This window comes from Fluctibacter halophilus, from assembly GCF_020687825.1.
In the GTDB taxonomy this organism is placed as follows: domain Bacteria; phylum Pseudomonadota; class Gammaproteobacteria; order Enterobacterales; family Alteromonadaceae; genus Fluctibacter; species Fluctibacter halophilus.
Genome location: NZ_JAJEWP010000004.1, coordinates 220,873 through 242,676, shown reverse-complemented (window position 1 = coordinate 242,676; position 21,804 = coordinate 220,873). Strand labels below are relative to the sequence as shown.

Below are 21,804 nucleotides of genomic sequence, written 5' to 3'. Positions count from 1 at the left end.
CGAAACCCGGGTTTCGCTTTTTGGTGTTTGGTCTACTGACGTTTGATGGCTATCAGCGCACCATGGCGCGCAGCATCCAGGCAGTTTTCTCGTGCACGCGCATGCGGTCTGATACCAGCGCCGCAGTTGATTCGTCGTCGGCTTGTTGAGCCAGTTTCAGCACTTCCCGACAGGTTTTAACCACTTGTTCATGGCCGTGAGTCAGGATCTTAACCATCTCCATTGCCTCAGGAACGCCATCCACTTCTTTGATGCTGCTCAGTTCGGCAAAGGCCTTGTAGGTGCCAGGTGCGAATACGCCAAGGGTACGGATACGTTCAGCGATTTCATCCACCGCAGTTGCCAATTCGGTGTAATGCTCCTCAAACATCAGGTGCAGTTCACGGAACTGGGGACCGGTGACATTCCAGTGGAAGTTGTGTGTTTGTAGGTACAGGGTGTAGCTGTCAGCCAGTAAACGTTTGATGCCATCGGCAATTGCGTTGCGATCAGCTTCAGAAATACCAATATCAATACGATCCATCGGATAACCTCCTCGGTCTAAAAAATACGTACACAGTATGGAATGAGTTGGGGATTAAATCACGTGAATTCAAGCGATTAGTCTCATCGCTCTGCTCGATGAAGCAAAAAAAAGCGCCGCAGAGCGGCGCCTTGTTGCTGATTACATGGAGACCGGGAATCCGCGGTCACGCATCAGCGCTTCAACCTTGGCGTCACGGCCTCGGAATTTGCGATAGGCCTCTTCCGGGGGCATGGCGTTGCGGATGGAGAACAGGTATTTGACCAGCTTCTCGGCCACTTCCTCGTCATAGAAACCGCCTGGCGCTTCGGCAAATGCTTCAGCGGCATCGGACGTCAGCACCTCAGCCCACATGTAGCCGTAGTAACTGGACGCGTAGCCTTCACCGGAGAAGATGTGACCGAAGTGCGTGCTGCGGTGACGCATGGGTATCTCTGCCGGCATGCCCAGGGCCGCCAGTTGCTCTTTTTCAAACGCCTGGGGTTCGATGGTGGCAGGATCGGTGGTGTGATACAGCAGATCCATGATTGCAGACGCCATGTACTCGGTAGTCTTGAACCCTTCATTGAAGGTGGCGGCTTTTTTGATCTTAGCGACCAGCTCTGCCGGAATAGGCTCACCGGTTTTGTAATGCACAAGGTAGTTGTTGATCACTTCATCGGTGGTCAGCCAGCGCTCCAGTAACTGGGACTGGAACTCAGTGTAGTCGCGCACACCGGAATGTGAGGTGGGATAAGCGACAGTGGCAGACAGGAAGTGCAGGGCGTGACCAAACTCGTGGAAATAGGTTTCGGCATCGTCCCAGGAAATCAGCGTAGGCTCACCATCGGCACCTTTGACGAAGTTGGAGTTGTTGGACGACAATACGGTGTCTTTGCCGTCAAACGTGGTATGGCTACGGTAAGTGGTTGCCCACGCGCCAGAGCGTTTACCGGTGCGGGCGAATGGATCCAGGTACCACAGGCCAATGTGCTCACCAGAAGTTTTGTCGGTGACTTCCCAAACTTTCACGTCTTCATGGAACACCGGCACCTTGCCATCCGGTACAGGGGTGAAATCGAAGTTGAACAGACGTCCGGCAACGTAGAACATGGCTTCACGCAGTTTGTCCAGTTGCAGGTATTGTTTTACTTCATCGGAGTCCAGGTCGTATTTGGCTTTACGGACTTTTTCCGCATAGTAGCGGTAGTCCCACGGCTTGATGGTGAGGTTGTCGCCACGCTGGTCGGCAATGGCTTGCATGTCCGCGACTTCTTCTTTCACGCGGGCAATGGCCGCAGGCCAGACTTTTTTCATCAGGCCCATGGCATTTTCCGGGTTCTTGGCCATGCGATCCTGCAACATCCATTCGGAATAAGTATCGTAGCCAAGCAGGCCGACCCGTTCATCACGTAAGGTCAGGATTTGCTTGATCAGCGCGTTGTTGTCGTGCTCGTCGCCGTTGTTGCCGCGATTGTAGTAGGTACGCCATACCTTCTCGCGCAAGTCACGTTGATCGGAGTAGGTCAGGAAAGGGTCCATCGAGGAACGGGTATTGGTGATGGCATACTCACCTTCCCGCCCACGTTGCTTGGCAGCAGCGGCAGCGGCTTTTACAAACGAGTCGGGCAGTCCGGACAACTGGTCTTCTTTCAGGTACAACACATAGCCTTCTTCGTCAGCCAATACGTTGTTGGCAAATTGGGTATGTAATGTTGCCAGTTGCTGGTTAATCTCGGCATAACGCTTTTTAGCGTCTCCCTCCAGGGTCGCGCCATTTTTGGCGAAGCCATTGTAGGTCAACCAGGTGATGCGTTGCTCTTCCGGGCTCAGTGTTGCCATTTCATCGCTTTCATACACGGCTTTGACGCGGGCGAAGAGTTTTTCGTTTTGGGTGATTTTGGAGAAAAAGGCAGAAATCTTCGGTGCCATTTCACCCTGGATAGCGCGGAATTCTGGACTGTTTTTGTTTGAACTCCAGATCCCCCAATAGGTGAACACACGACCCAGTTCATCACCGGCTTTTTCCATTTCCACAATGGTATTGGCAAACGTCGGTGGCTCAGGATTGTTGGCGATTGCCTCAATCTCGGCAAGGTTCTTTGCCATGCTGGCCTGCATGGCGGGTTTCAGCAACGCGAGGTCCATTTTGTCAAACGCGGGAACACCGCCATAAGGGCCGCTGTATGGGGCCATCAATACATTTTGCTCACTGGCGGCTTGAACGGCCTGGTTGTCAGCAGTTGCTGATGTCTGTGTTTCCGGGGTCGTTGCACTACAGGCGCCAAGGGCCAGTACAACCGACAAGCTAATGAGGGAACGTAAAGGTTTATTCATAATTATTCCAAGTGATTAGGGCAACGGTTTCATACCGCTTGGCCACGGATTCTGTCGTTGTTCATACTAACGAGCAAAGGGCAAAGTTCAACCTTGCACCCCCGCTTGTTACGTTTTGTTAAACTTTTTTTGCGATGAAGCGCAGTCGGCTGCGCCGTCAATGGCGGTCAGTGGGCTATGAAAGCGTGTACATTGGCGCAAAAAGGGCGCCATTGTCTGACAGGATTTGCTAAGCTGAGACACAACGGGTGGCTTGTGGAAATGACAGCATTGGCAAGATTGTGGTTGTTTGTTGTGCTTTTGGTGGTTGGGCTGACAGCGCGTGGTGAACCTTTTCCCACGTTTCGCGTGGTCACCGAGATTCTTGAACCGATGCAACAGTTCGACGGAGAAACGCTGACCGGCACCAACGTCGAATTCATACGCGAGGTGTTTGCTGATGCCGGGCTTACACTACCGCAAATCGAAGTCTATCCCTGGGTCAGGGCTTATGACATTGCGCTCAAAACACCCAATGTGTTCATCTTTGCCATGGTGCGCAATCAATCTCGCGAACCGCTGTTTGAGTGGGTGGGGCCGATGGCAACCTCTCACTTTGCCTTGTATGGCCGCAAAGACAATCCATCTTTGCAAATCGATTCCCTCGAAGATGCCAAACAACTGACCATCAGTCTGATGAAAAACGACGCGGCGTACCTTTACTTTCGTGATCATGGGTTTGTCGAAGGAGAAAATCTGATGGCGGTGACAGACCGTGATGTTGCTTCGGCACTGTTTTTCGCCGGTCGTCTTGAGGTCATTGTCAGTTCTGCCTGGCTGATTGAACAGGAAGCCAAGGTTCATAATGTCACCCCTGGCCTGTATGAACCCAAACTGTTGCTGCCGGACCTGGATGTGACGTTTTATCTGGCCGCAAGCCAGGGAACCGATCCGCGCTTAATCGAGGCGCTGAAGCGCGTCTGGCCGGCCGACCGGTTGCAGTACTGAGACGGCATTGTGCGAGCTACGTAGGAGCGCGGTTGCGAGCATGGCTACCAGGCAGTAAGCGCAGAAAAAGTAAAACCCATTCCCCACCTGCGAGACGGTTGCCGTGCTGATTTGCATATCCAGTGAAAACCCGAACACGGAAAAGGTGTAATCGTTGCGTGTGCCGGAATGATCGGTAGACAGCACTGCAAGGAACACTGCCACCACAAAAACATCCGCCATCGCCCACTTGCCTATGGCATCAATGGTATTGATGAGGGAGCGCGAAACGGGCCGATGATGCAGTACATAGGCCAGCACCAACAAGGTTGTTTTAAACACCGGCAACAATACCGAAAAGGCCAATATCAGGCTCGCCACCAAGCGTCGGTCGTCGTGCCACAACTCTGAAATCGTGGTAATGATTGACAGGGTTTTGTCAATTAACGGCGTCGTTAGCTGTTGACCGGCAATCTGCCCTTGCAGCGTCATGCTGAGGGTGAACATTGGCAGTAAAATGCCCGGTATGAACAACCCCAGCGCCAACAGGTTTAGCAACCCACCCACGTGTTTACGCACAATCGTCTCCACCGCTCGAAATGACGCTAGAATGCCACAACCCGCTAACGTGTCGTGACAAAGAGGGTTACAAGGTGTGTATCGTGAGCCTTAGTCGTCCTCGAAGAGAATCGGCTTGGCACCTTCCCACATCGTCGACATACCAATCTCACACAGTTTGTCCAGGTCAGACGTAATGGTGGCAAAGTGATTGCCGGCCAGTGTGCCTGCCTTGGATGCAAAACGTGTCGAGCCATAAGCGATGAGAATTTCCGTCTCGCTTTTACCTTGCGGGAAGAGCAGGATTTGCCCGGGTGTCGGGTAAGTAGTGGCCTCTTCATAGGCCACTTCGAAGTCCTTTTTGCCCAGTGGGATCCACATCGCTTCACCACTCCAGCGAACGTGGACAACCTGGCTGTCAAATGGCATGTGACGTCGGAACGACGCACAGGTTTTGGGTGACAACGCCTCTTCGAAACGGGCAGAAAAAACGTGTCCGGCGATGGTGATTTTCATAACAGCAGTCCTTTTTTCTTTCAGGTGTAGCACAGGATGACATGATTTTCCTGCTTGTCATTTGCGACTTATTGCCAATGGCGGCAACGGGGTTGCCTGCTACAGTGGACCTGAAAATTGCAGGCGTACATGAATAAGTGTCCGGATCCATACCTGATGTTCTGTGCAACTACCCTACTGTTGACACAACCGATGTACACTGATTAACAAGTAACCAACCACAGAGGTGTCGTATGAAACGTTCAATGGTGTTTCTATGTCTGTTGTTGAGTAGTGGTGTCCATGCTCAGAATGATTCTCCCCTCAAGGCATCCCTTGAATGGTTGGCATCCCAGCTACCGGATTCTACCGAGTATCGTTTTGAAAAGACCAAAATTGCCTTCGCCGGTTGTCGCCACCGGGATTACTCATTGATGTTTATCCAGCCATTAAGTGATCGCGTGGATTTGGAAGCTGGCGTTACCTATGCCAAGGGTGTGCTCAATTGGGGGGTGTACAGCCAGCGATTGTCCGCCACCACACTGCAAATCACGCCAAGGTTTCGGGTTAATGAAAACCTCAGTGTCGGCGTGGGTTGGGAAAAGCAACAAGCGCCCCGTTTTCAGGCCGGCGTTTCCACCGATGTGCGCTTGCCTTCCAGCGAGCGAGTCAGCGTCACCAGTCGCTGGTTGCTGGACAATCAGGCCCATCAGGTTGATGTGGAAATCAGCCGTCAGCGTTGGCAGGCTTCGGCAGCGACCGGCTCCTGGTTTGAGCGTGGCGATGTCGACACCCGGGTTACGTTAAGCTATCAACGGCTGTTTTAGGGGCGTCAGATCAGGCAAACACCACGGTTTTATTCTGGTGAATGATGACCCTGTCTTCCAGGTGGTAACGTACCCCGGCTGCCAATGCGGTAGTCTCACAATTCTTACCTTTGCGCACCATGTCCGCGGCTGTGTCTGAGTGACTGATACGGATCACTTCCTGTTCGATGATCGGGCCTTCGTCTAAATCCTGAGTGACGTAGTGGCAGGTTGCACCAATCAGCTTTACCCCACGCTCGTACGCCTGCTGGTAAGGTTTCGCGCCGGCAAAGGAGGGCAGGAAACTGTGGTGAATATTGATTGCCCGTCCGGCCAGCTGTTCGCACAGGGTGTCCGGTAAAATCTGCATGAAACGCGCAAGCACGGTCAAATCGATGTTGTAGGCTTCCAGTAACGTGGCAATTTCCTTGAATGCTGCAGTCTTGTCCTGATTTTTGAAGTCAACCCAGTGAAAAGGCACTTTGTACCAGTCTGCAAACTGTTTCATTTGCGGGTGGTTGGCAATGATACACGGGATATCACAGGCCAATTCGCCGCTGTGCCAGCGGTGCAGTAAATCGTTCAGGCAGTGAGACTCATGACTGGCGAGCAGCGCCACCCGCTGCTTTTGCAGGGAGTCGGTGATACGCCAGCGCATATTGAACCGTTCGGCAATCGGCGCAAAGGCTTGCTCTAGCGCTTGTTTGTCCAGGTTGACTGTATCAGCCATGATTTCATGGCGCATGAAAAACCGGCCCAGTTGACGATCACTGTGATGGTTGGCTTCTAAAATAGTGGCTTGCTGTTGCGCGAGAAATTCACTGACCGCCGCGACCAGGCCAATCTGGTCGGGGCAATCAATGATCAGTCGAAAGGTTTGTTGCATTGTGCTTCCTGATCCATGCGTTATCAGCGGAGTGTGCGACATTCTGTCGATCAGGTAAAGCACCGCATCGGCATAGGATATGCCCTACAGGGCAGTAAACGCCATGACGACCCGGTCCGTCTTGCCGCGGATACTTTCATCCCACATCGGGACAGTTAATGGATCGTCGGGGTTTCTGAGATAGTCCGCCTGTTTGTGCAAACCAAAACCCCACTGTTGCATCTTTTCAATGATAATGTCCGGCGAAATGCGATGAAAGGTTTGTGCCACCGAGGTGTTTGTTCCCGGCGCCGCCACATGGTCAATGATGCCGATCAAGCCGCCGGGTTTAAGGCTGCTACGCAGGGTTTTCATAAACGCCGGGGCATCGATGGCTGGCCAGCCATTGTCAGGATCCGCATAAAACAAGTCGTGGAAACTGAGTACCAACAGGATCCGGTCGTACTGTTGTTGTGGCAGCGACAGTTCGTTTGCCTCCTGGATCAACTGTTTGACGTTGGGGAGGCGACCATCGGCGTAGCGTGCAGAAAGCTTGTCCTGCCCAATATAATCCACATAAGCCTGGTTATTGTGCGCAATCACCTGGCCGCCGGGGCCCACAACTGCAGCGGCGATTTCGCTGTAGTAGCCACCGCCGGAGAACACATCGAGCACCTGCATGTCTTTTTGAACGTCCAGGAACGCCATGAACGAGGCCGGCTTGCGCCGGGCATCAGCAGTGCGATCAGCTTCACTGCGCTCGGGGCTGTCCAGCAATTTTGTCAAAGGGTCAGCAATGACTTCAGGGGAGCTGAATGTCATCAATGCTGCTAACGCGATAATTGAGGGGGCGGAACGAAACATGGCAGTCTCCTGTAGGCTGATGGGTCATCATGTATACGGGGCGTTGACAGAGGCAAGCGGAATGTGACCAGTGGTTTGTGTGGCGGGATAGAATTGCCTCACAGCCGATGTCCCGGCGAACGTAACCGACAAGGCCAGGAGCGTCGAATGGGGTAGTGTACCCCCTGTTTCCCGGACACCGACTCGAACAAGTGCAGCTGGCTAAGACGTATCGTCATGGCGGGCTGAAAAAGCGGGGAAGGGACCGGTTCAACCACTTTGCGCGCCACGGTGATGTGCGGAACATAGTGCCCGTGCTGGACATTGATACCGGCCTGATGGGCGATAGCCGCCAGTTGCCGGTGCACGGCGTTGGCGCCGTCGGGAATGTGCTGGCAACCGGCATATAAAATACGTGGTTTTTTCCAGTAGCCCAGTTCATCAATGTGCAGTTCAAAGGCATCCCAGTTGAGCGTGTCGAGAGCCTGGGTGAGGTGATCAAGCTGGTCGTCTTCAAGCTGGCCGAGGAATACGCTGGTTATGTGATAATTGGCCGGAGGAACAGCTTTGTGTAGCGGAGGAAGGGCCTTGTCACACCAGGATTGCAGTTGTAGCTTTTCTGCTGCGGTTAGATCAAATCCCAAAAAACAGCGCATTTGTTCGCCTCAATCGTTACACTTAGCTCCGTGAATTCATTATCCCCTTGTTTGTCGTAAAGTCCATGCAACATCCTGTAGAAAACCTGTTTGATGATCTGGATGCCGCGCTGATTGCCGGCAATGTCATCCTTGAAGCGCCGACCGGTGCGGGCAAATCCACAGTGTTGCCACTGCATCTGCTGCGTCATCCTCGATTTCAGCATCAGCAGATCATCATGTTACAGCCGCGACGGGTTGCGGTGCGCGCCATTGCCCACTATCTGGCCCAACAATGGGGTGATTCGGTGGGTGAAACCATCGGTTACCAGGTGCGCGGTGAGTCTTGCCGCAGCGACAAAACCCGTTTGCTGATTGTTACTGAAGGGTTGTTGACCCGACGTTTGCAGGCAGATCCCACGCTGGACGGGGTGGGACTGGTCATTTTTGATGAGTTTCACGAACGCAATATACATTCTGATCTGTCGTTTGCCTTTGCACTGGAAGCCCAACAGGGGCTACGGGAGGATCTGCGCTTGCTGGTCATGTCAGCGACCCTCGACAGTCAGGGGTTAAAACGCTGGATGCCTGATGCCACTGAATTGGTCAGTGAGGGGCGCAGTTTCCCGGTATGCGAGCATTATCGCCCCTGGGACAGCCGAACACCGCTGGCGCCCTTCGTGGCGACGTTAGTGGGGGATGTGCTCAACCAACACCCGGGAGATGTGTTGGTGTTTCTGCCGGGCCGTCGCGAGATAGATAATCTCAGGGAAGCTCTGAAGTCATGCCCCCAGCACGTCGACGTGGTGCCGCTGTACGGCGCTCTGTCGGTCTTAGAACAGTCCCGCGCGATTGCCCCGTCACCTCCCGGACGGCGTAAAGTGGTGTTGTCGACCAACATTGCCCAGACCAGTCTGACCCTCGAAGGTATCGTGGTGGTGATTGACGTTGGGTTGGAAAAGCAACTGCGTTTTGACCTGCGTCGGGGGTTACCGATATTGGAAACCCAGCGTATATCTCAGGCCGCCAGTGTGCAGCGCGCAGGGCGAGCAGGGCGGGTGCAACCCGGACATTGCTACCGTCTGTGGCCGCAGGAGCAGCAATCGAGAATGGCGCAACAAGATACGCCGGATATGCTCCGTGTTGATGTCAGTGGTGTGTTGCTGGATATCGCGTCGTGGGGAAGCGACCTGTCTTCATTGGCCCTATTGGACCCTCCTCGCCCAGCGCAGTTGCGTCAGGCTTACGACTACTTGCAGCACATTGGTGCAATGGATGAGCGACACAAGCTGACGCCGCTGGGGCGCCAGATGGTCACGCTGGGATGTGAGCCCCGTCTGGCGAAATTGTTGCTTGAAGCCCGGCAACACGGTGACAGTCTGGCGGCATTGGCGTGTTGTGTGTGTGCGTTGCTGGAAGGCGACAGTCGTGGACTGGCAGGCGATACGGGGGTTCTTTCCGTGCGCCTGAAAAGGTTGCTTGACCAATCTCGTCACCCACTTCATCAGCAGGCCAAGCGTTGGGCAAAGCGACTGGGGGTGTCGTTGCTCGCCGCGCGGGACTGTCTGGAAGAGGTGGACCGTTTGTTGGCTATCGCTTTCGACGACTGGCTGGCTCAACCCCGCAGCCAGGGGCTATATCGTTTGGCCAATGGCACCGGAGCGCAGTTACGCAACGCCGATCAATGGCCGCGGCATGATTTTTTGCTGGTCGCAGAATTGCAATTGGGCAAGGGCGCCGATGCACAGATTTATCTTGCCGAGCCGTTGACCGAACAGCGATTGAAAACCCTGTTTGCCACCCAGTTGCAATGGCACAACAGCGGCTATTGGGATCCACAGCGGGAGCGTATTGTCGCTGAACAGCGACAGTCGTTGGGAAGTATTGTTCTGAACCGAAAACCCGCACAGGAGATCGCCGATGGCACTGCGCGGCGGTTGCTGGGTGAGCAGATCCGTCAACATGGACTGGCTTGGTGTCAGTGGCCTGCCAACGTCGAGGCCTGGTGGAAGCGAGCCCGGTTCATGTCAACACTGGCGGATGATTGGCCATCGTTTGCTGAAGCCGATTTACTCGACAATCTCGAACAGTGGTTGTTGCCCTATGTAGACAATGTCAGGTCACGCAAACAATTGCAGCAGTTGGACTGGCTTGGGTTGTTAAAGGCTCGTTTGGCGTATGCCCAGTTGCAACAAATGGACGCTTGGCTGCCTGAGCGCCTGGCGGTAGCCAGCGGTCATCAACATGCCCTGGAATACCGTGATGACGGTAGTGTGCATCTGGCCGTGCGAATTCAGGAAATGTATGGCACCGGTGAAACGCCCCGGGTGGCCAACGGTCGTGTACCGGTAAGCCTGGTGTTGTTATCTCCCGCCCGGCGCCCTTTACAGACCACACAGGATTTAGCCGGTTTTTGGCAGGGCAGCTACAAGGCGGTGCAGAAAGAAATGAAAGGTCGTTATCCCAAGCATTTTTGGCCTGACGACCCCGCGTCAGCAACCGCAACAACCCGCACTAAACGCGCGATGTAGCCGATTGATTTGTCACCAAATTGTCGCGATTGTGTCGCCAAGCGGTCATCACCGGTGATTAGCATTGAATGACGGCATGGAAATTGATTGTCGTCTATGCACCGTTTGTGACTGAAGGGAGAAGGCGTATGAACGTGGGTTCAATACAACAGCGTGTTTGGCAGCGTATCCAGTGTCTGGGCTTCTGTGTAGGTGTATTGGTTTTATGGGTGGTGAGCCAAACCATTAATGATCGTTCGATGGGATAACCTTGGCCCTTGCTGGCGGGCTGTCTGCGAATGATGACAGGATAAAACCTCGACCTCCGATGGGCTGACTTGATACACTGCAGCGCACTTATGCAGGAAGAAATTGGTAAGCATGGCGGTAGCAGACATGTTCAAACCCTGGCGCTGGTTTGGTCGGTATGGCTGGAAGTTGTTGTTGGTCCTGATGGCCATTGTTGCAGCGTATCTGGTATACCTCGATAGTCAGATCCAACACCGTTTTAATGGCACCAAATGGCAAGTGCCGGCACAAATATTTGCTCGCCCGATGACATTAGCGTTAGGCCAGGATGTTACTCGCGGGGAAATCGTCGATGAGCTCGAATTGCTCGGGTATCGTCGTGTCAGTCACGCCAAGAATACCGGAGAATACGAAGTCGCCACCCAGCGCATTGCAGTGAGGGTGCGACCGTTTACCTTTCCCGACGGCTATCAGAGTGCCAGTGGCGTTTTGCTGACTTTGCAGGACGGTAAGCTGGTGGAGATCCGCGACCTGGACGGCAACCAGACACGAGAAACGTTCCGACTTGAACCCTGGCTGGTAACGCGTTTGGTGACTACCGAACGGGAAGACCGCATGTTGGTATCCTTTGATGACGTCCCCAAGGCACTCATCAATGCGTTGCTGGTGGTGGAGGATCAGAACTTCTACCAGCATCACGGGGTTGCACCGCTGGCGATTTTGCGCGCCTTGTTTGCCAATATCGCGGCGGGTAGGGCGGTTCAGGGCGGTAGTACGTTGACCCAGCAGTTGGTCAAGAACATGTACCTGAGCAACGAGAAGTCCATCGTTCGCAAAGTCAAAGAGGCCCTGATGTCTGTGCTGATCGATGCCCGTTACAGCAAAGATGAAATCCTCGAAGCTTACCTCAACGAAGTGTTTCTCGGTCAGAACGGTGCCATGGCGGTACACGGCTTTGGGCTGGCCAGTTACTATTACTTCGATCGGCCACTTAACGAACTCAATTTGCCCGAAATAGCCACCTTGGTGGGCATGATCAAAGGGCCTTCTTACTACAATCCGAAACGTTATCCTGAGCGGGTCACTGAGCGTCGTAATCTGGTGCTTAAGCTGATGTTCGATAACAATCTGATTTCCCGGACCGAGTATGAACCGCTATTGAATGCGCCGCTGGTGGTCACCGACAGTGCTCGCTTTCGCGAAGGCAAACATCCTGCCTTTATGGATAAAGTGCGCCGTGAGTTGCAACAGGTTCTGGCCAATCCCGACATTCGCCAGGCGGGAATAAAAGTGTTTACAACCCTGGACTCCATTGCCCAGCGCAAAGCGGAAGCTGCCTTGCAATCCAGTCTGACGACCCTCGATGCCCGCAGCAAAGCCCCAAGATTGCAGGGGGCCATGGTAGTGAGCGATATCCGTAGCGGCGAGATCCGCGCCTTGATTGGTGATCGTCAGGTCGATTATGACGGTTTCAATCGTGCTTTGGATGCCCGGCGTTCGGTCGGGTCACTGATTAAGCCGGCTATTTACCTGACCGCGCTGGAGGACCCGGGCAATTACAACCTGGCTACACCGCTGGCCGATGAACCGATCGCCCTGAAAAGTTCCTACGGCAAACGTTGGGAGCCGCAAAACGCGGACCGTAAATTTCGTGGACGGGTGCCCCTGGTTGAAGCGCTGACACGCTCGCTCAATGTACCGACGGTGAGCCTCGGCATGACGTTGGGGCTACCGGTGGTCGCGGATGCCATCGCGCGTTTGGGGGTTGATGCTGATGTTCCCTTGTATCCGGCGTTGACCCTTGGTGCGGTCGACCTGTCACCGTTATCGGTCAATCAGATGTACCAGACTATCGCCAACGAGGGCCGCTACGTGCCGTTGCACGCGGTGTCGGCAGTGTTGTCGCCCCAGGATGACTTGTTGTGGCGGTTCGATACGCCTGCTGAGCAGCGATTTGATGAAAAGGCCAGTTACCTGCTCAATTACGCGTTGCACAAAGTGACCCGGGAAGGCACCGCCAAAGCCCTTGATGGACGCTTCCCTGAGATCAATATGGCGGGTAAAACGGGCACTACGGATGATTATCGGGATAGCTGGTTCTCTGGTTATGACAAGTACACCCTGACCACCGCCTGGGTGGGTGATGACGACAATCAACCGACCGGATTGACCGGAGCCAGTGGCGCACTGCAGGTCTTTATCGACTATCAGAGCCGCATCGTACCCAAGTCGCTCACCCGTCGTTTCCCGGCAGGATTGGGGATTGCTCACTTCAACCATGAGGATGGACGCTACATGCGTGCCGGATGTAAGAACAGTCTCAGTGTCCCTGCGATCCTTGCCGCATTGCCGGAGGAACCGATGGATTGCGCGGGTCAGGAACGTCAGCCTAAGCAGGAAAAGTCCTGGTGGGAACGGCTTCTGGGGCGTGACTAACGGGGTTCGTGCGCGGGCCCTTCAGGTAAGCCCGTGCCATTGCTTTTGTTCAGACGATGTTGGATAAACCCTTCTATCGGTGGTGGCTCAGAGCATTGCACCACACCACCCATCAAGCCACTTAACAGCGCCACCGATTTGCCGGCACCCGACTCACAGTTGGCGCGCACGGTGGTGGCTTTGCGCAGCGCTTGTTCAGGTGACAAGACGGGAGCAGATGAACGCAGTGTCGGAGATATCCGCGTTCGGCGGTAGTCACTGGCTTCCCGTTGCGCCATTCCCTGCTGTTGCTGTTGTTGCAACTGCTGCACGTGACGTTGGGTCCATTCTGATACTGCACTGCCCGCAAACGTGGCCGAGGGTTGGGGTGATTCAGATACCGCTGTTGGTTCTGCAGGCGGCGCTGTATCAGCCGCCACGTCTGGCGAAGGTGTTTGCTGTTGTGCTGTTTCCTGTGCAGACACCTCGACTGGCGCAGGAACGGGGTCCGGTGCTGCTATCTGCTCTTCAATGTTACCGTTATCGGGGTCAGGCGGTGGAGGTGCGATGTCGTGAGGCTGGGTCACTAAACGGGCACTGATCACGGGTGTCACCGTCGCCGGAGAAGGTTTCTTAACCGTGACTGAAGTGGCCAACAGCCAAAACAACAACAGGTGCAGCACCGCCGAAAACCCGAGGGTTATCCAAAGGGATTTGTTGAAACGGGGTTCGCTTTCCTGCGAATGGCGCATAACAGCCTGGCGGTGATTCGATGTCACCAATAGAGTGCTGAAGCCAGCGGAAGTTCCCGGTGTTATGCGGGGTGTCCGAACGCTACAGGAAGGTCAGCTGTACGCCGATGCCAATCCGTTGCTGGTGTCGATTGTAGTCAATCAGAGAGTCACCATAGCCGTTAAAGTACTGAAGCAATACCGAGTAACGTTCCGTCACCGGATAAGTGAGGTTCAGCTCAATCGAGCCCTTATTGTCAGACGATTTCAGGTTGTTGCGCAACATGGTCATCAATTGCCACTTACCAAAGCGTGTACCGTAACCGAGTTCTAGGTGACCGAGGTAATGGGTAATGTCCGGGTTGTCATCGCCGGTGACATCATTGGGGTCCAGTTTTTCTTCTTCTTTGATCCGGTACCAGGCCTTGAGAAAGTAGAATTCATCCTGATCGCTGAACAGCAGAGAGGCGTATATGCGGTTCCAACTGCGTGAGCGGATGCCGCTCTGGCCATTGGACTGATGGTTGATACCCAGTCGGGCGATGTTGAAGTCGTAACCCAAAAAGCGAATGTCGCTGTGCCATTCATAAAACACTTCGGGCTCATAATTGGTTTCCCGAAACGGCTTCGACGCGTCGCTATTATACAACTGCCAGAAAGATTTCACCGTGAAGCCAAAGTAAACCCCGTCCAGTCGATCGTCTTGTTGGTAAATCGGCATCCGCATGCTGATTTGAAACTTGGCTTCATTGTTGTCGATGCTGTTCTGACTGTCTTCATTGTTACCCAGTGGATTGGGATTGCTGACATGACTGTAGGGCAACAGGTAGTTTGGCCGATGCTGGGTGATGGCAAAAGGGTTCTTCAATGCATCACGATCGGCTTTCATACGCTCTTCCAGGATTGGCGCAGCAGGCTCCTCGCTGGTTTGCTCGGTCACTTCCTCGACCGGGGCTTGTTGCGCGGTGTTAGCGCATGAATCGAAGGGGTGATACAGGGCCATCAACAGCCCGGCAATCAGGTATGTGCGAAAAGAAACCATGCTGAATAAATCCTTGTCAGAAATCCTAATTTACCATGCACCAAATATGTGCATTCTGGTGTGGACGCACTAAAATGGTGCTCGCTATGTCTTTCTTTTGACCGCGGCAATTTATAACTGTATGAAAAATAAGAATAATCACTTTTGGCACAGCTCTTGTTCTTGTTTTTCGCACACGCAGTAAAGACATAATAAAACACGGGGAGCAACATAATGAAACTAGTCACAGCAATCATTAAGCCATTCAAGCTTGATGACGTGCGCGAGGCCATTTCAGAAATCGGTATCGACGGCTTGACCGTTACCGAAGTGAAAGGGTTCGGCCGTCAAAAAGGTCACACGGAATTGTACCGTGGTGCCGAGTATCAAGTCGACTTTTTGCCCAAGGTAAAACTGGAAATTGCCGTTCAGGATGACCACGTTGAGCGCTTGGTAGAAGCCATTGTCGGTGCCGCGAAAACCGGCAAGATTGGCGACGGGAAAGTCTTCGTTTATGACCTAGAACATGCTGTTCGGATCCGCACTGGCGAGACCGACGGCGAAGCCATTTAAACCAGAGGAGTACACAAGTCATGGAAACCACATTTGAATTGAGTTACGCCCTGGATACGTTCTATTTCCTGGTGTGCGGTGCGCTGGTTATGTGGATGGCCGCTGGCTTTGCCATGCTGGAAGCGGGCCTGGTGCGGGCTAAAAACACCACTGAAATACTGACCAAAAACGTTGCCCTGTATGCGATTGCCTGCACCATGTACATGGTGTGTGGATATTCGTTGATGTACGGCGGCGATGATTTCAGCCTGTTCTTGTCAGGCATTACGGCTGACGGTGCCACAGGTGCTGATGAGCCTGCTACCTACGCACCTTCTGCGGATTTCTTCTTCCAGGTGGTGTTCGTTGCAACTGCCATGTCGATAGTGTCTGGTGCCGTTGCTGAGCGCATGAAGCTGTGGGCTTTCCTTGCCTTTGCAGTGGTCATGACCGGTCTCATTTATCCGATGGAAGGTGCCTGGACCTGGGGCGGACAGTCGGTTTTCGGCATGTACACCTTGGGTGATCTGGGTTTCTCTGACTTCGCAGGTTCAGGCATTGTGCACATGGCCGGCGCGGCCGCGGCATTGGCCGGTGTGCTGGTGTTGGGTGCGCGTAAAGGTAAATACACCGCCGACGGTAAAGTCAACGCAATCCCTGGTGCTAACCTGCCGTTGGCCACTTTGGGTACCTTCATCCTGTGGATGGGCTGGTTTGGCTTCAACGGCGGTTCCGTGTTGGCGACAGCCACAGTGGAAAGCGCCAACGCGGTTGCTGTTGTGTTCATGAACACGAACGCTGCGGCTGCCGGCGGTCTGATTGCTGCCCTGTTGCTGGCTCGCATCATGTTCGGCAAAGCCGACCTGACCATGGCCCTTAACGGCGCGCTGGCCGGACTGGTAGCTATCACTGCTGAACCGTCCACCCCTACGCCGCTGCAAGCGACCCTGTTCGGCGCAATCGGCGGTGTGCTGGTGGTATTCAGCATTGTCACCCTGGATAAACTGAAGATTGACGATCCCGTTGGTGCGATTTCCGTGCACGGCGTGGTGGGTCTGCTGGGTCTGTTGCTGGTGCCTGTTACCAACCCGCTGACAGAAGACGGTGGTTCTTCCTTCTCCGGTCAGTTGATTGGTGCCCTGACTATCTTTGTCTGGGTATTCGTCACCAGCCTGGTTGCCTGGCTGATCATCAAAGCCATCATTGGCCTGCGGGTTAGCGAGGAAGAAGAGTTTGACGGTGTTGATATGAGCGAGTGTGGTCTGGAAGCGTATCCTGACTTCACCGGCGGTCGATAACACCATTGCTGATCGGGAAGCAGAAGGGCGCACAACAACAACCATAATGTCCTTCTGACTTTTCTCTGTACCCGACGCCCCGCTTTTGCGGGGCGTTTTTTATGTGCGGTGTTCAGCCGAGTTGATTAGGGGTATGCTGGCGCTGGTTAGCCAACGATTGAGAGATGAATATGCGCCTGATAGCAACGCTGTTTTTCGTGCTGGTACCGCACACTGTACTGGCCTATGACCGGATCACGGGTCATCACTTTGCATCCCGTTCAGAAGTGATCGCCACCCAGGGCATGGTTGCAACCAGTCAGCCTCTGGCCACCCAGGTGGGGCTCGATATCCTCAAGCAAGGCGGCAATGCCATTGATGCGGCGATTGCTGCCAATGCCATGTTGGGGTTGGTGGAACCGACCGGCAACGGCATTGGGGGCGATCTTTTCGCCATCGTATGGGATGCAAAAAGCCAACAATTGTATGGCTTAAATGCATCAGGGCGATCACCGAAGTCGCTGACACTGGAATACTTCCAGCAGCAAGGCATGGATAAAATCCCCGCCTATGGCCCGCTGCCGGTGTCGGTACCGGGCGCGGTTGATGGCTGGTTTGAACTGCATGGCCGCTTCGGGCGTATGGACATGCCAGCGATACTGGCGCCCACCATTGAGTATGCCAAACAGGGCTTCCCGGTGTCGGAATTGATCGCCTGGTATATGCAACGCAGCGCCGAGCGCCTGAGCCAGTATGACGGCTTTAGCGATACCTACATGCCCAACGGTAAGGCGCCGGTCAAAGGCCAGATTTTCAGTAATCCTCGACTGGCGGCAACGCTAGAAAAGATTGCTACCGGCGGACGGGATGCTTTTTACAAAGGGGACATTGCCAGAACCATCGCCGCTTACATGAAACAGCAAGGTGGCTTTCTGAGTTACGAGGATTTGGCCAGCCATACGTCCGAATGGGTTGAGCCGGTATCCACCAATTACCGGGGCTATGATGTGTGGGAGTTACCGCCCAACGGACAGGGAATCGCGGCACTCCAGATCCTGAATATTCTTGAGCAATATGACATCGAAGGGATGGGGCGGGATTCGGCCGAATTCGTGCATACCTTTGTGGAAGCCAAAAAGCTGGCGTTTGAGGATCGGGCTAAATACTATGCCGATCCGGCCTTCAACCAGATCCCGGTTGATTGGCTGATTTCAAAAACCTATGCACAGCAACGTCGCAAACTGATCAACCCGGATAAAGCCGCCAAACGTTATGATGCGGGTCTTAATCACGGTGATACCATTTACCTCACAACGGCGGATAAAGACGGCAATATGGTGTCCCTTATTCAGTCCAATTACCGTGGCATGGGCTCCGGCATGACCCCCGATGGTTTAGGGTTTATTTTACAGGACCGTGGTGAACTGTTTTCCCTGCAACCTGATCATTTCAATGTTTATGCGCCTGGGAAGCGACCCTTTCACACCATCATTCCGGCCTTTGTAACCCGCAATGGTAAGCCTTGGCTCAGTTTCGGAGTGATGGGCGGTGGTACACAGCCTCAGATGCATGCGCAAATCATCATTAACCTGATCGATTTCGGTATGAACCTTCAGGAAGCTGGGGATGCCCCCCGGATCCTGCACAGTGGTTCTAGTCAGCCTACCGGCGAACAGATGACGGATGGCGGCTACATCAGTCTTGAGAATGGCTTCAGCGCCGCGACGCGACGGGCCCTGATACACATGGGCCACCAAATCCGCGAGGCATCCGGACCTTATGGCGGCTATCAGGCCATCATGCGGGATCCGAAAAATGGTGTGTATTATGGCGCCTCGGAAACCCGCAAGGATGGTCACGCCGCCGGCTATTGAGGCATGTTATTTGGACGCTTGAATGCTCTTTAACAGCATCGCCGCCTGCTGGGCGGCCGCGACGATGATGGTGGGGCCGGTGTACACATTGGGTGCTGTATGATCAACAAACACCGAATGCAACCAGTAATCGATTTCTTCCAGTAACGAGCGCAACATATCCAGCATAAAGCTTTGGATCTGCTCCGGGTCGGCACTATCAATCATGTCCGCCACTTCGTTCAGGGCAAGGGCCACATCATTGAAATCGATGAGGTAAAAAATGCCATTGGCCAGTGCGCGCAAGTTGTGAGTGATCAATTCCTGGTGATGACCTTTGTGTTGACGACGGTCGAAAAATACCACTTCTTCTTCGGTGTCACGGACTTGCTCAATCAGCATGTGTAGCGCCGCGTCAGTGATGCGATCCAGCGCCACATAATCTTCAGCGCTGATGGCTTCAACCTCTGGAGCCGTGTTTTCTGTACTGTCCATATCGAACAGGTCGTCATCATCGTCAAACAGTTCGATGTCGGTGATAACGGGGGCGGGTGCGTCAATCACATCTGAACCTAAGGAACAGGGCGCGAGCGGCAGATGTACCATCATCGAGTAGTGGCGTTCTCCCTGCTCGCTGCAGAGCGGTGAAATGCCGACCTGAAAGCTGAACGGATTGCCGTCTTTACACCGGTAGGTTGCAATGCCGTTGAAGTATCCTTCGCTGGCCAAAACCTGTTCAAAGCTATCCCACAAAGGAGGAGCATCGTTTTGTCGTTCACACTTGGCCGCCAACGATTGGGGATCAAGCCCGACCAATTCTGCCAGTTCATAACCCAATACATGGCAGAAAGATCGATTGGCATACAGGATCCTTGGGGATTGTCCCTGTTCACCGAGGTTGGTCACCACAATGGGCGCAACACTGCGCATAAATAATTGTTTTAACAGTGAAACCGGCTTGGCGCAGTCCAATACTTTGGATAAAAACAATAGCTCTTCCACGATATCCCTTTTCATTTGCTCACTCTAAAAACCATAGAGCATCAATTTCAGACTGCAAGGTAGCGAGAGGCTTTGTGTAAACAGCAACTTACAGTATATTAGCGGTATCTCTGGAGCCGGGTATGACCCATGCCGTTGGAAGGAAAGTCTTCTACGATGTCACAACCACAAAAAGGCATCTGTGCCGAACCCAACTTGCACGCCCACTATGTGTTATTGAATGTGATTGACGATGATGATCAAGCCATTCGAATGAAGCTGGCGCGCATTCTCGACGTTTTCGAGCACTATGATAACGAACATTACGAAGCCATGGTGTCGGGTGTCATTGGGGTGGGCAGTAATTATTGGATGGAGATTTATCCGGGCTTGTTGCCGATGGAGCTGGCGCCGTTCCCCGATATGCAGTGTGGTGAGCGGATAGCGCCTGCGGTGCCGTGTGATTTATACATTCAGATCCGCGCCGATCGGGCCGACATCTGTTACGCCATCGCGATGGAAGTGTTCAATTTGCTACGTGAGCACATCGAATTGATTGAGCACGTTCAGGGCTTTCGTTACCTTGACGGGCGTGACCTGACCGGATTTATCACTGCCAGCAATAACCCGCGGGGAATGAAAAAATTTGATGTCGCGGTGGTGGGCGATCAGGACCCCGACTTCGCTGGCGGCAGCTACATTCACGTGCAGCGTTATCGGCATGATTTACCCGCCTGGCAACGTTTGTCGGTCAGCCAGCAGGAATCCATCATGGGGCGTCGCAAAGAAGATGATAAGCCGCTGGATGCCGCGCGTTTATCACCGGCTTGCCACTTTGAACGATTGCGGGTTGAGGACCCAGATGGTCATCCATGGCAATACCTGGATCAGAGCATGCCCTATGGTGATCTGGTCGACAACGGGTTGTTTTTCGTCAGTTGTGCTGCCACTCCCAAGGCCTTCACTGAAGTGTTAACCAGTCGGATTTTTGGTGACCAAACGGGTCAGTATGACAGTTTGCTGGACTATTCCATCCCTGAAACCGGTGCCGCATTCTTTGCTCCGTCAGCGTCGTTTATTAAACGACAGGCGCGCGGTTAGAGGTCCAGTGCCCCGTCCCAATCTTTTGGCAGTACCTGCAAGCGCATGCGCTGGCAATGGGCCAGATGGTGTGCGGGCAACGGATCCTTGAGGCTGATGATCTGGGCCTTTTCAAAGTAATCGATGGCGGTATCCCAATCCCGCGCGATGCGCGCTTTGAGACCCTTGGAGATAAGATCAGCGGAGGCCAGCCTTGCGCGCTGCTCATCGGGGGGCAAATGATTGAGGATTTCGTAGATCTCCACTGGCCGCTCCCGGCCTTTGACCCTGACCCAGTCCAACAACCGGAAGCTGAAATCATTGCCGGCATTGGCAGTATCCAGTAGTTGCGCACTGACAATGATGTCGGCACTGAATTTAGGCGCCAATGATTCAAGTCGGTTGGCAATGTTGACGCTGTCACCAATCACGGTGGTGTCCATCCGGTCATCGGATCCGACGGTACCGATGATCACTGGCCCAAAGTGAGCGCCGATGCCGATATTGATTGGCGGATAACCGCTGTTACCACGGTGGCGATTGTAGATATTGAGCGCATAACGCAGGTCAACTGCGGCCTTGAGGGCATCCCGTGCTTTGTCGGCATTGGTACCGTCGGGATGGTCAAACAGCGCCATGATCGCATCACCAATGAACTTGTCGATAAACCCGCCGTTCTGATGAATGGGATCATTCATGCGTAAGAAGTAGGAGTTGAGAAATTTCATCAATTCCTGGGGGGTCATTTTCTCGGATAAGCCGGTAAATCCGCGTATGTCACAAAACAGGATGGCAACATCATCTTCATCGGCGTGACCCAGCTCCAGCGTATCGGAGCCGTGCTTGGCGAAATGCTCGACAAACTGGCGGGGCACAAACTTCTGAAAGGTTTGGGTCAGACGCTGCGCTTCATCGGCGCTGTGGCGGAAGCGCAAGTCGGACTCGGACGCCATGGCGATATAGCCTTCCAGGTCAGTATCACTCTGCAGTTTACGCAAGCGGCGATGGTACTCACGAACACCAAACCATACCGCTAAGGTGGTGGTGACCATCAGCAGCGCCATCAGCGTCAGCGTAAAGGGATGGAGCAATACTTCCTGCATGATTTCAGGCGTCCTTCTGTACCGT

General features: G+C 53.8%; 19 protein-coding genes. 8 read left to right on the top strand and 11 right to left on the bottom strand.

What is annotated here, in order from left to right; genetic code table 11:
- Positions 1-52: 52 nt before the first annotated feature.
- Together LJ739_RS14285 and LJ739_RS14280 are read right to left on the bottom strand one after the other, a co-directional pair.
- On the bottom strand, positions 53-523 hold the full coding sequence (locus LJ739_RS14285; protein WP_229161558.1) for a Dps family protein: 471 nt from the start codon (positions 521-523) through the stop codon (positions 53-55).
- A 141-nt stretch (positions 524-664) separates the two neighbouring features.
- A complete protein-coding gene (locus LJ739_RS14280) occupies positions 665-2,839 on the bottom strand; it encodes a M3 family metallopeptidase (RefSeq protein WP_229161554.1) in 2,175 nt (724 codons plus the stop codon).
- 261 nt (positions 2,840-3,100) lie between these two features.
- Between LJ739_RS14280 and LJ739_RS14275 the strand changes: the two genes are divergently transcribed.
- Positions 3,101-3,826, top strand: a complete 726-nt coding sequence (locus LJ739_RS14275; RefSeq protein WP_229161553.1) for a substrate-binding periplasmic protein — start codon at positions 3,101-3,103, stop codon at positions 3,824-3,826.
- Here LJ739_RS14275 and LJ739_RS14270 read toward each other — a convergent pair.
- Both LJ739_RS14270 and LJ739_RS14265 read right to left on the bottom strand, forming a co-directional pair.
- The gene (locus LJ739_RS14270) at positions 3,776-4,384 is read right to left on the bottom strand and encodes a paraquat-inducible protein A (RefSeq protein ID WP_229161552.1); all 609 of its coding nucleotides are present in this window, start codon (positions 4,382-4,384) and stop codon (positions 3,776-3,778) included. The two genes, LJ739_RS14275 and LJ739_RS14270, sit on opposite strands and share 51 nt — an antisense overlap.
- A gap of 90 nt (positions 4,385-4,474) precedes the next feature.
- Complete coding sequence (locus LJ739_RS14265) at positions 4,475-4,879, bottom strand: DUF3830 family protein (protein WP_229161551.1); 405 nt, start codon at positions 4,877-4,879, stop codon at positions 4,475-4,477.
- 233 nt (positions 4,880-5,112) lie between these two features.
- Here LJ739_RS14265 and LJ739_RS14260 point away from each other — a divergent pair, with 233 nt between their 5' ends.
- Positions 5,113-5,685, top strand: a complete 573-nt coding sequence (locus tag LJ739_RS14260) for a hypothetical protein (protein ID WP_229161550.1) — start codon at positions 5,113-5,115, stop codon at positions 5,683-5,685.
- A gap of 10 nt (positions 5,686-5,695) precedes the next feature.
- Here LJ739_RS14260 and purU read toward each other — a convergent pair whose 3' ends face one another.
- The 3 genes from purU to thpR form a co-directional block, all read right to left on the bottom strand.
- Positions 5,696-6,550, bottom strand: coding sequence for a formyltetrahydrofolate deformylase (gene purU, locus LJ739_RS14255; RefSeq protein ID WP_229161549.1), 855 nt, complete (start codon positions 6,548-6,550; stop codon positions 5,696-5,698).
- An 84-nt stretch (positions 6,551-6,634) separates the two neighbouring features.
- The gene (locus LJ739_RS14250; RefSeq protein ID WP_229161548.1) at positions 6,635-7,393 is read right to left on the bottom strand and encodes a class I SAM-dependent methyltransferase; all 759 of its coding nucleotides are present in this window, start codon (positions 7,391-7,393) and stop codon (positions 6,635-6,637) included.
- A 98-nt stretch (positions 7,394-7,491) separates the two neighbouring features.
- Positions 7,492-8,028, bottom strand: a complete 537-nt coding sequence (gene thpR / locus LJ739_RS14245; protein WP_229161547.1) for an RNA 2',3'-cyclic phosphodiesterase — start codon at positions 8,026-8,028, stop codon at positions 7,492-7,494.
- A 65-nt stretch (positions 8,029-8,093) separates the two neighbouring features.
- Between thpR and hrpB the strand changes: the two genes are divergently transcribed.
- Positions 8,094-10,538, top strand: coding sequence for an ATP-dependent helicase HrpB (gene hrpB / locus LJ739_RS14240; protein ID WP_229161546.1), 2,445 nt, complete (start codon positions 8,094-8,096; stop codon positions 10,536-10,538).
- A gap of 360 nt (positions 10,539-10,898) precedes the next feature.
- Positions 10,899-13,202 (top strand): penicillin-binding protein 1B, encoded by a 2,304-nt coding sequence (mrcB, locus tag LJ739_RS14235; protein ID WP_229161545.1) that lies wholly within the window; start codon positions 10,899-10,901, stop codon positions 13,200-13,202.
- On the opposite strand, the gene LJ739_RS14230 is transcribed toward mrcB, so the two are convergent.
- A complete protein-coding gene (locus tag LJ739_RS14230) occupies positions 13,199-13,960 on the bottom strand; it encodes a hypothetical protein (protein WP_229161543.1) in 762 nt (253 codons plus the stop codon). The two genes, mrcB and LJ739_RS14230, sit on opposite strands and share 4 nt — an antisense overlap.
- Before the next feature lie 55 nt (positions 13,961-14,015).
- On the bottom strand, positions 14,016-14,954 hold the full coding sequence (locus LJ739_RS14225; protein WP_229161541.1) for a phospholipase A: 939 nt from the start codon (positions 14,952-14,954) through the stop codon (positions 14,016-14,018).
- Between the two features lie 213 nt (positions 14,955-15,167).
- On the opposite strand from LJ739_RS14225, the gene glnK reads away from it, so the two are divergent.
- The 3 genes from glnK (at position 15,168) to ggt (ending at position 18,636) form a co-directional block, all read left to right on the top strand.
- The gene (gene glnK, locus LJ739_RS14220; RefSeq protein ID WP_229161539.1) at positions 15,168-15,506 is read left to right on the top strand and encodes a P-II family nitrogen regulator; all 339 of its coding nucleotides are present in this window, start codon (positions 15,168-15,170) and stop codon (positions 15,504-15,506) included.
- A 20-nt stretch (positions 15,507-15,526) separates the two neighbouring features.
- Positions 15,527-16,783 carry an ammonium transporter gene (locus LJ739_RS14215; protein WP_229161537.1) on the top strand — a complete coding sequence of 419 codons (1,257 nt, stop codon included), beginning with the start codon at positions 15,527-15,529 and terminating at the stop codon, positions 16,781-16,783.
- Between the two features lie 164 nt (positions 16,784-16,947).
- Entirely contained in the window at positions 16,948-18,636 is a 1,689-nt protein-coding gene (gene ggt, locus LJ739_RS14210; RefSeq protein ID WP_229161536.1) for a gamma-glutamyltransferase, read from the top strand.
- Between the two features lie 6 nt (positions 18,637-18,642).
- Here ggt and LJ739_RS14205 read toward each other — a convergent pair whose 3' ends face one another.
- Entirely contained in the window at positions 18,643-19,632 is a 990-nt protein-coding gene (locus LJ739_RS14205; protein WP_229161535.1) for a PAS domain S-box protein, read from the bottom strand.
- 141 nt (positions 19,633-19,773) lie between these two features.
- On the opposite strand from LJ739_RS14205, the gene LJ739_RS14200 reads away from it, so the two are divergent.
- Entirely contained in the window at positions 19,774-20,697 is a 924-nt protein-coding gene (locus LJ739_RS14200; RefSeq protein WP_229161534.1) for a Dyp-type peroxidase, read from the top strand.
- Here LJ739_RS14200 and LJ739_RS14195 read toward each other — a convergent pair.
- Positions 20,694-21,779, bottom strand: coding sequence for an adenylate/guanylate cyclase domain-containing protein (locus LJ739_RS14195; protein ID WP_229161533.1), 1,086 nt, complete (start codon positions 21,777-21,779; stop codon positions 20,694-20,696). The genes LJ739_RS14200 and LJ739_RS14195 overlap by 4 nt on opposite strands.
- Positions 21,780-21,804 lie beyond the last annotated feature (25 nt).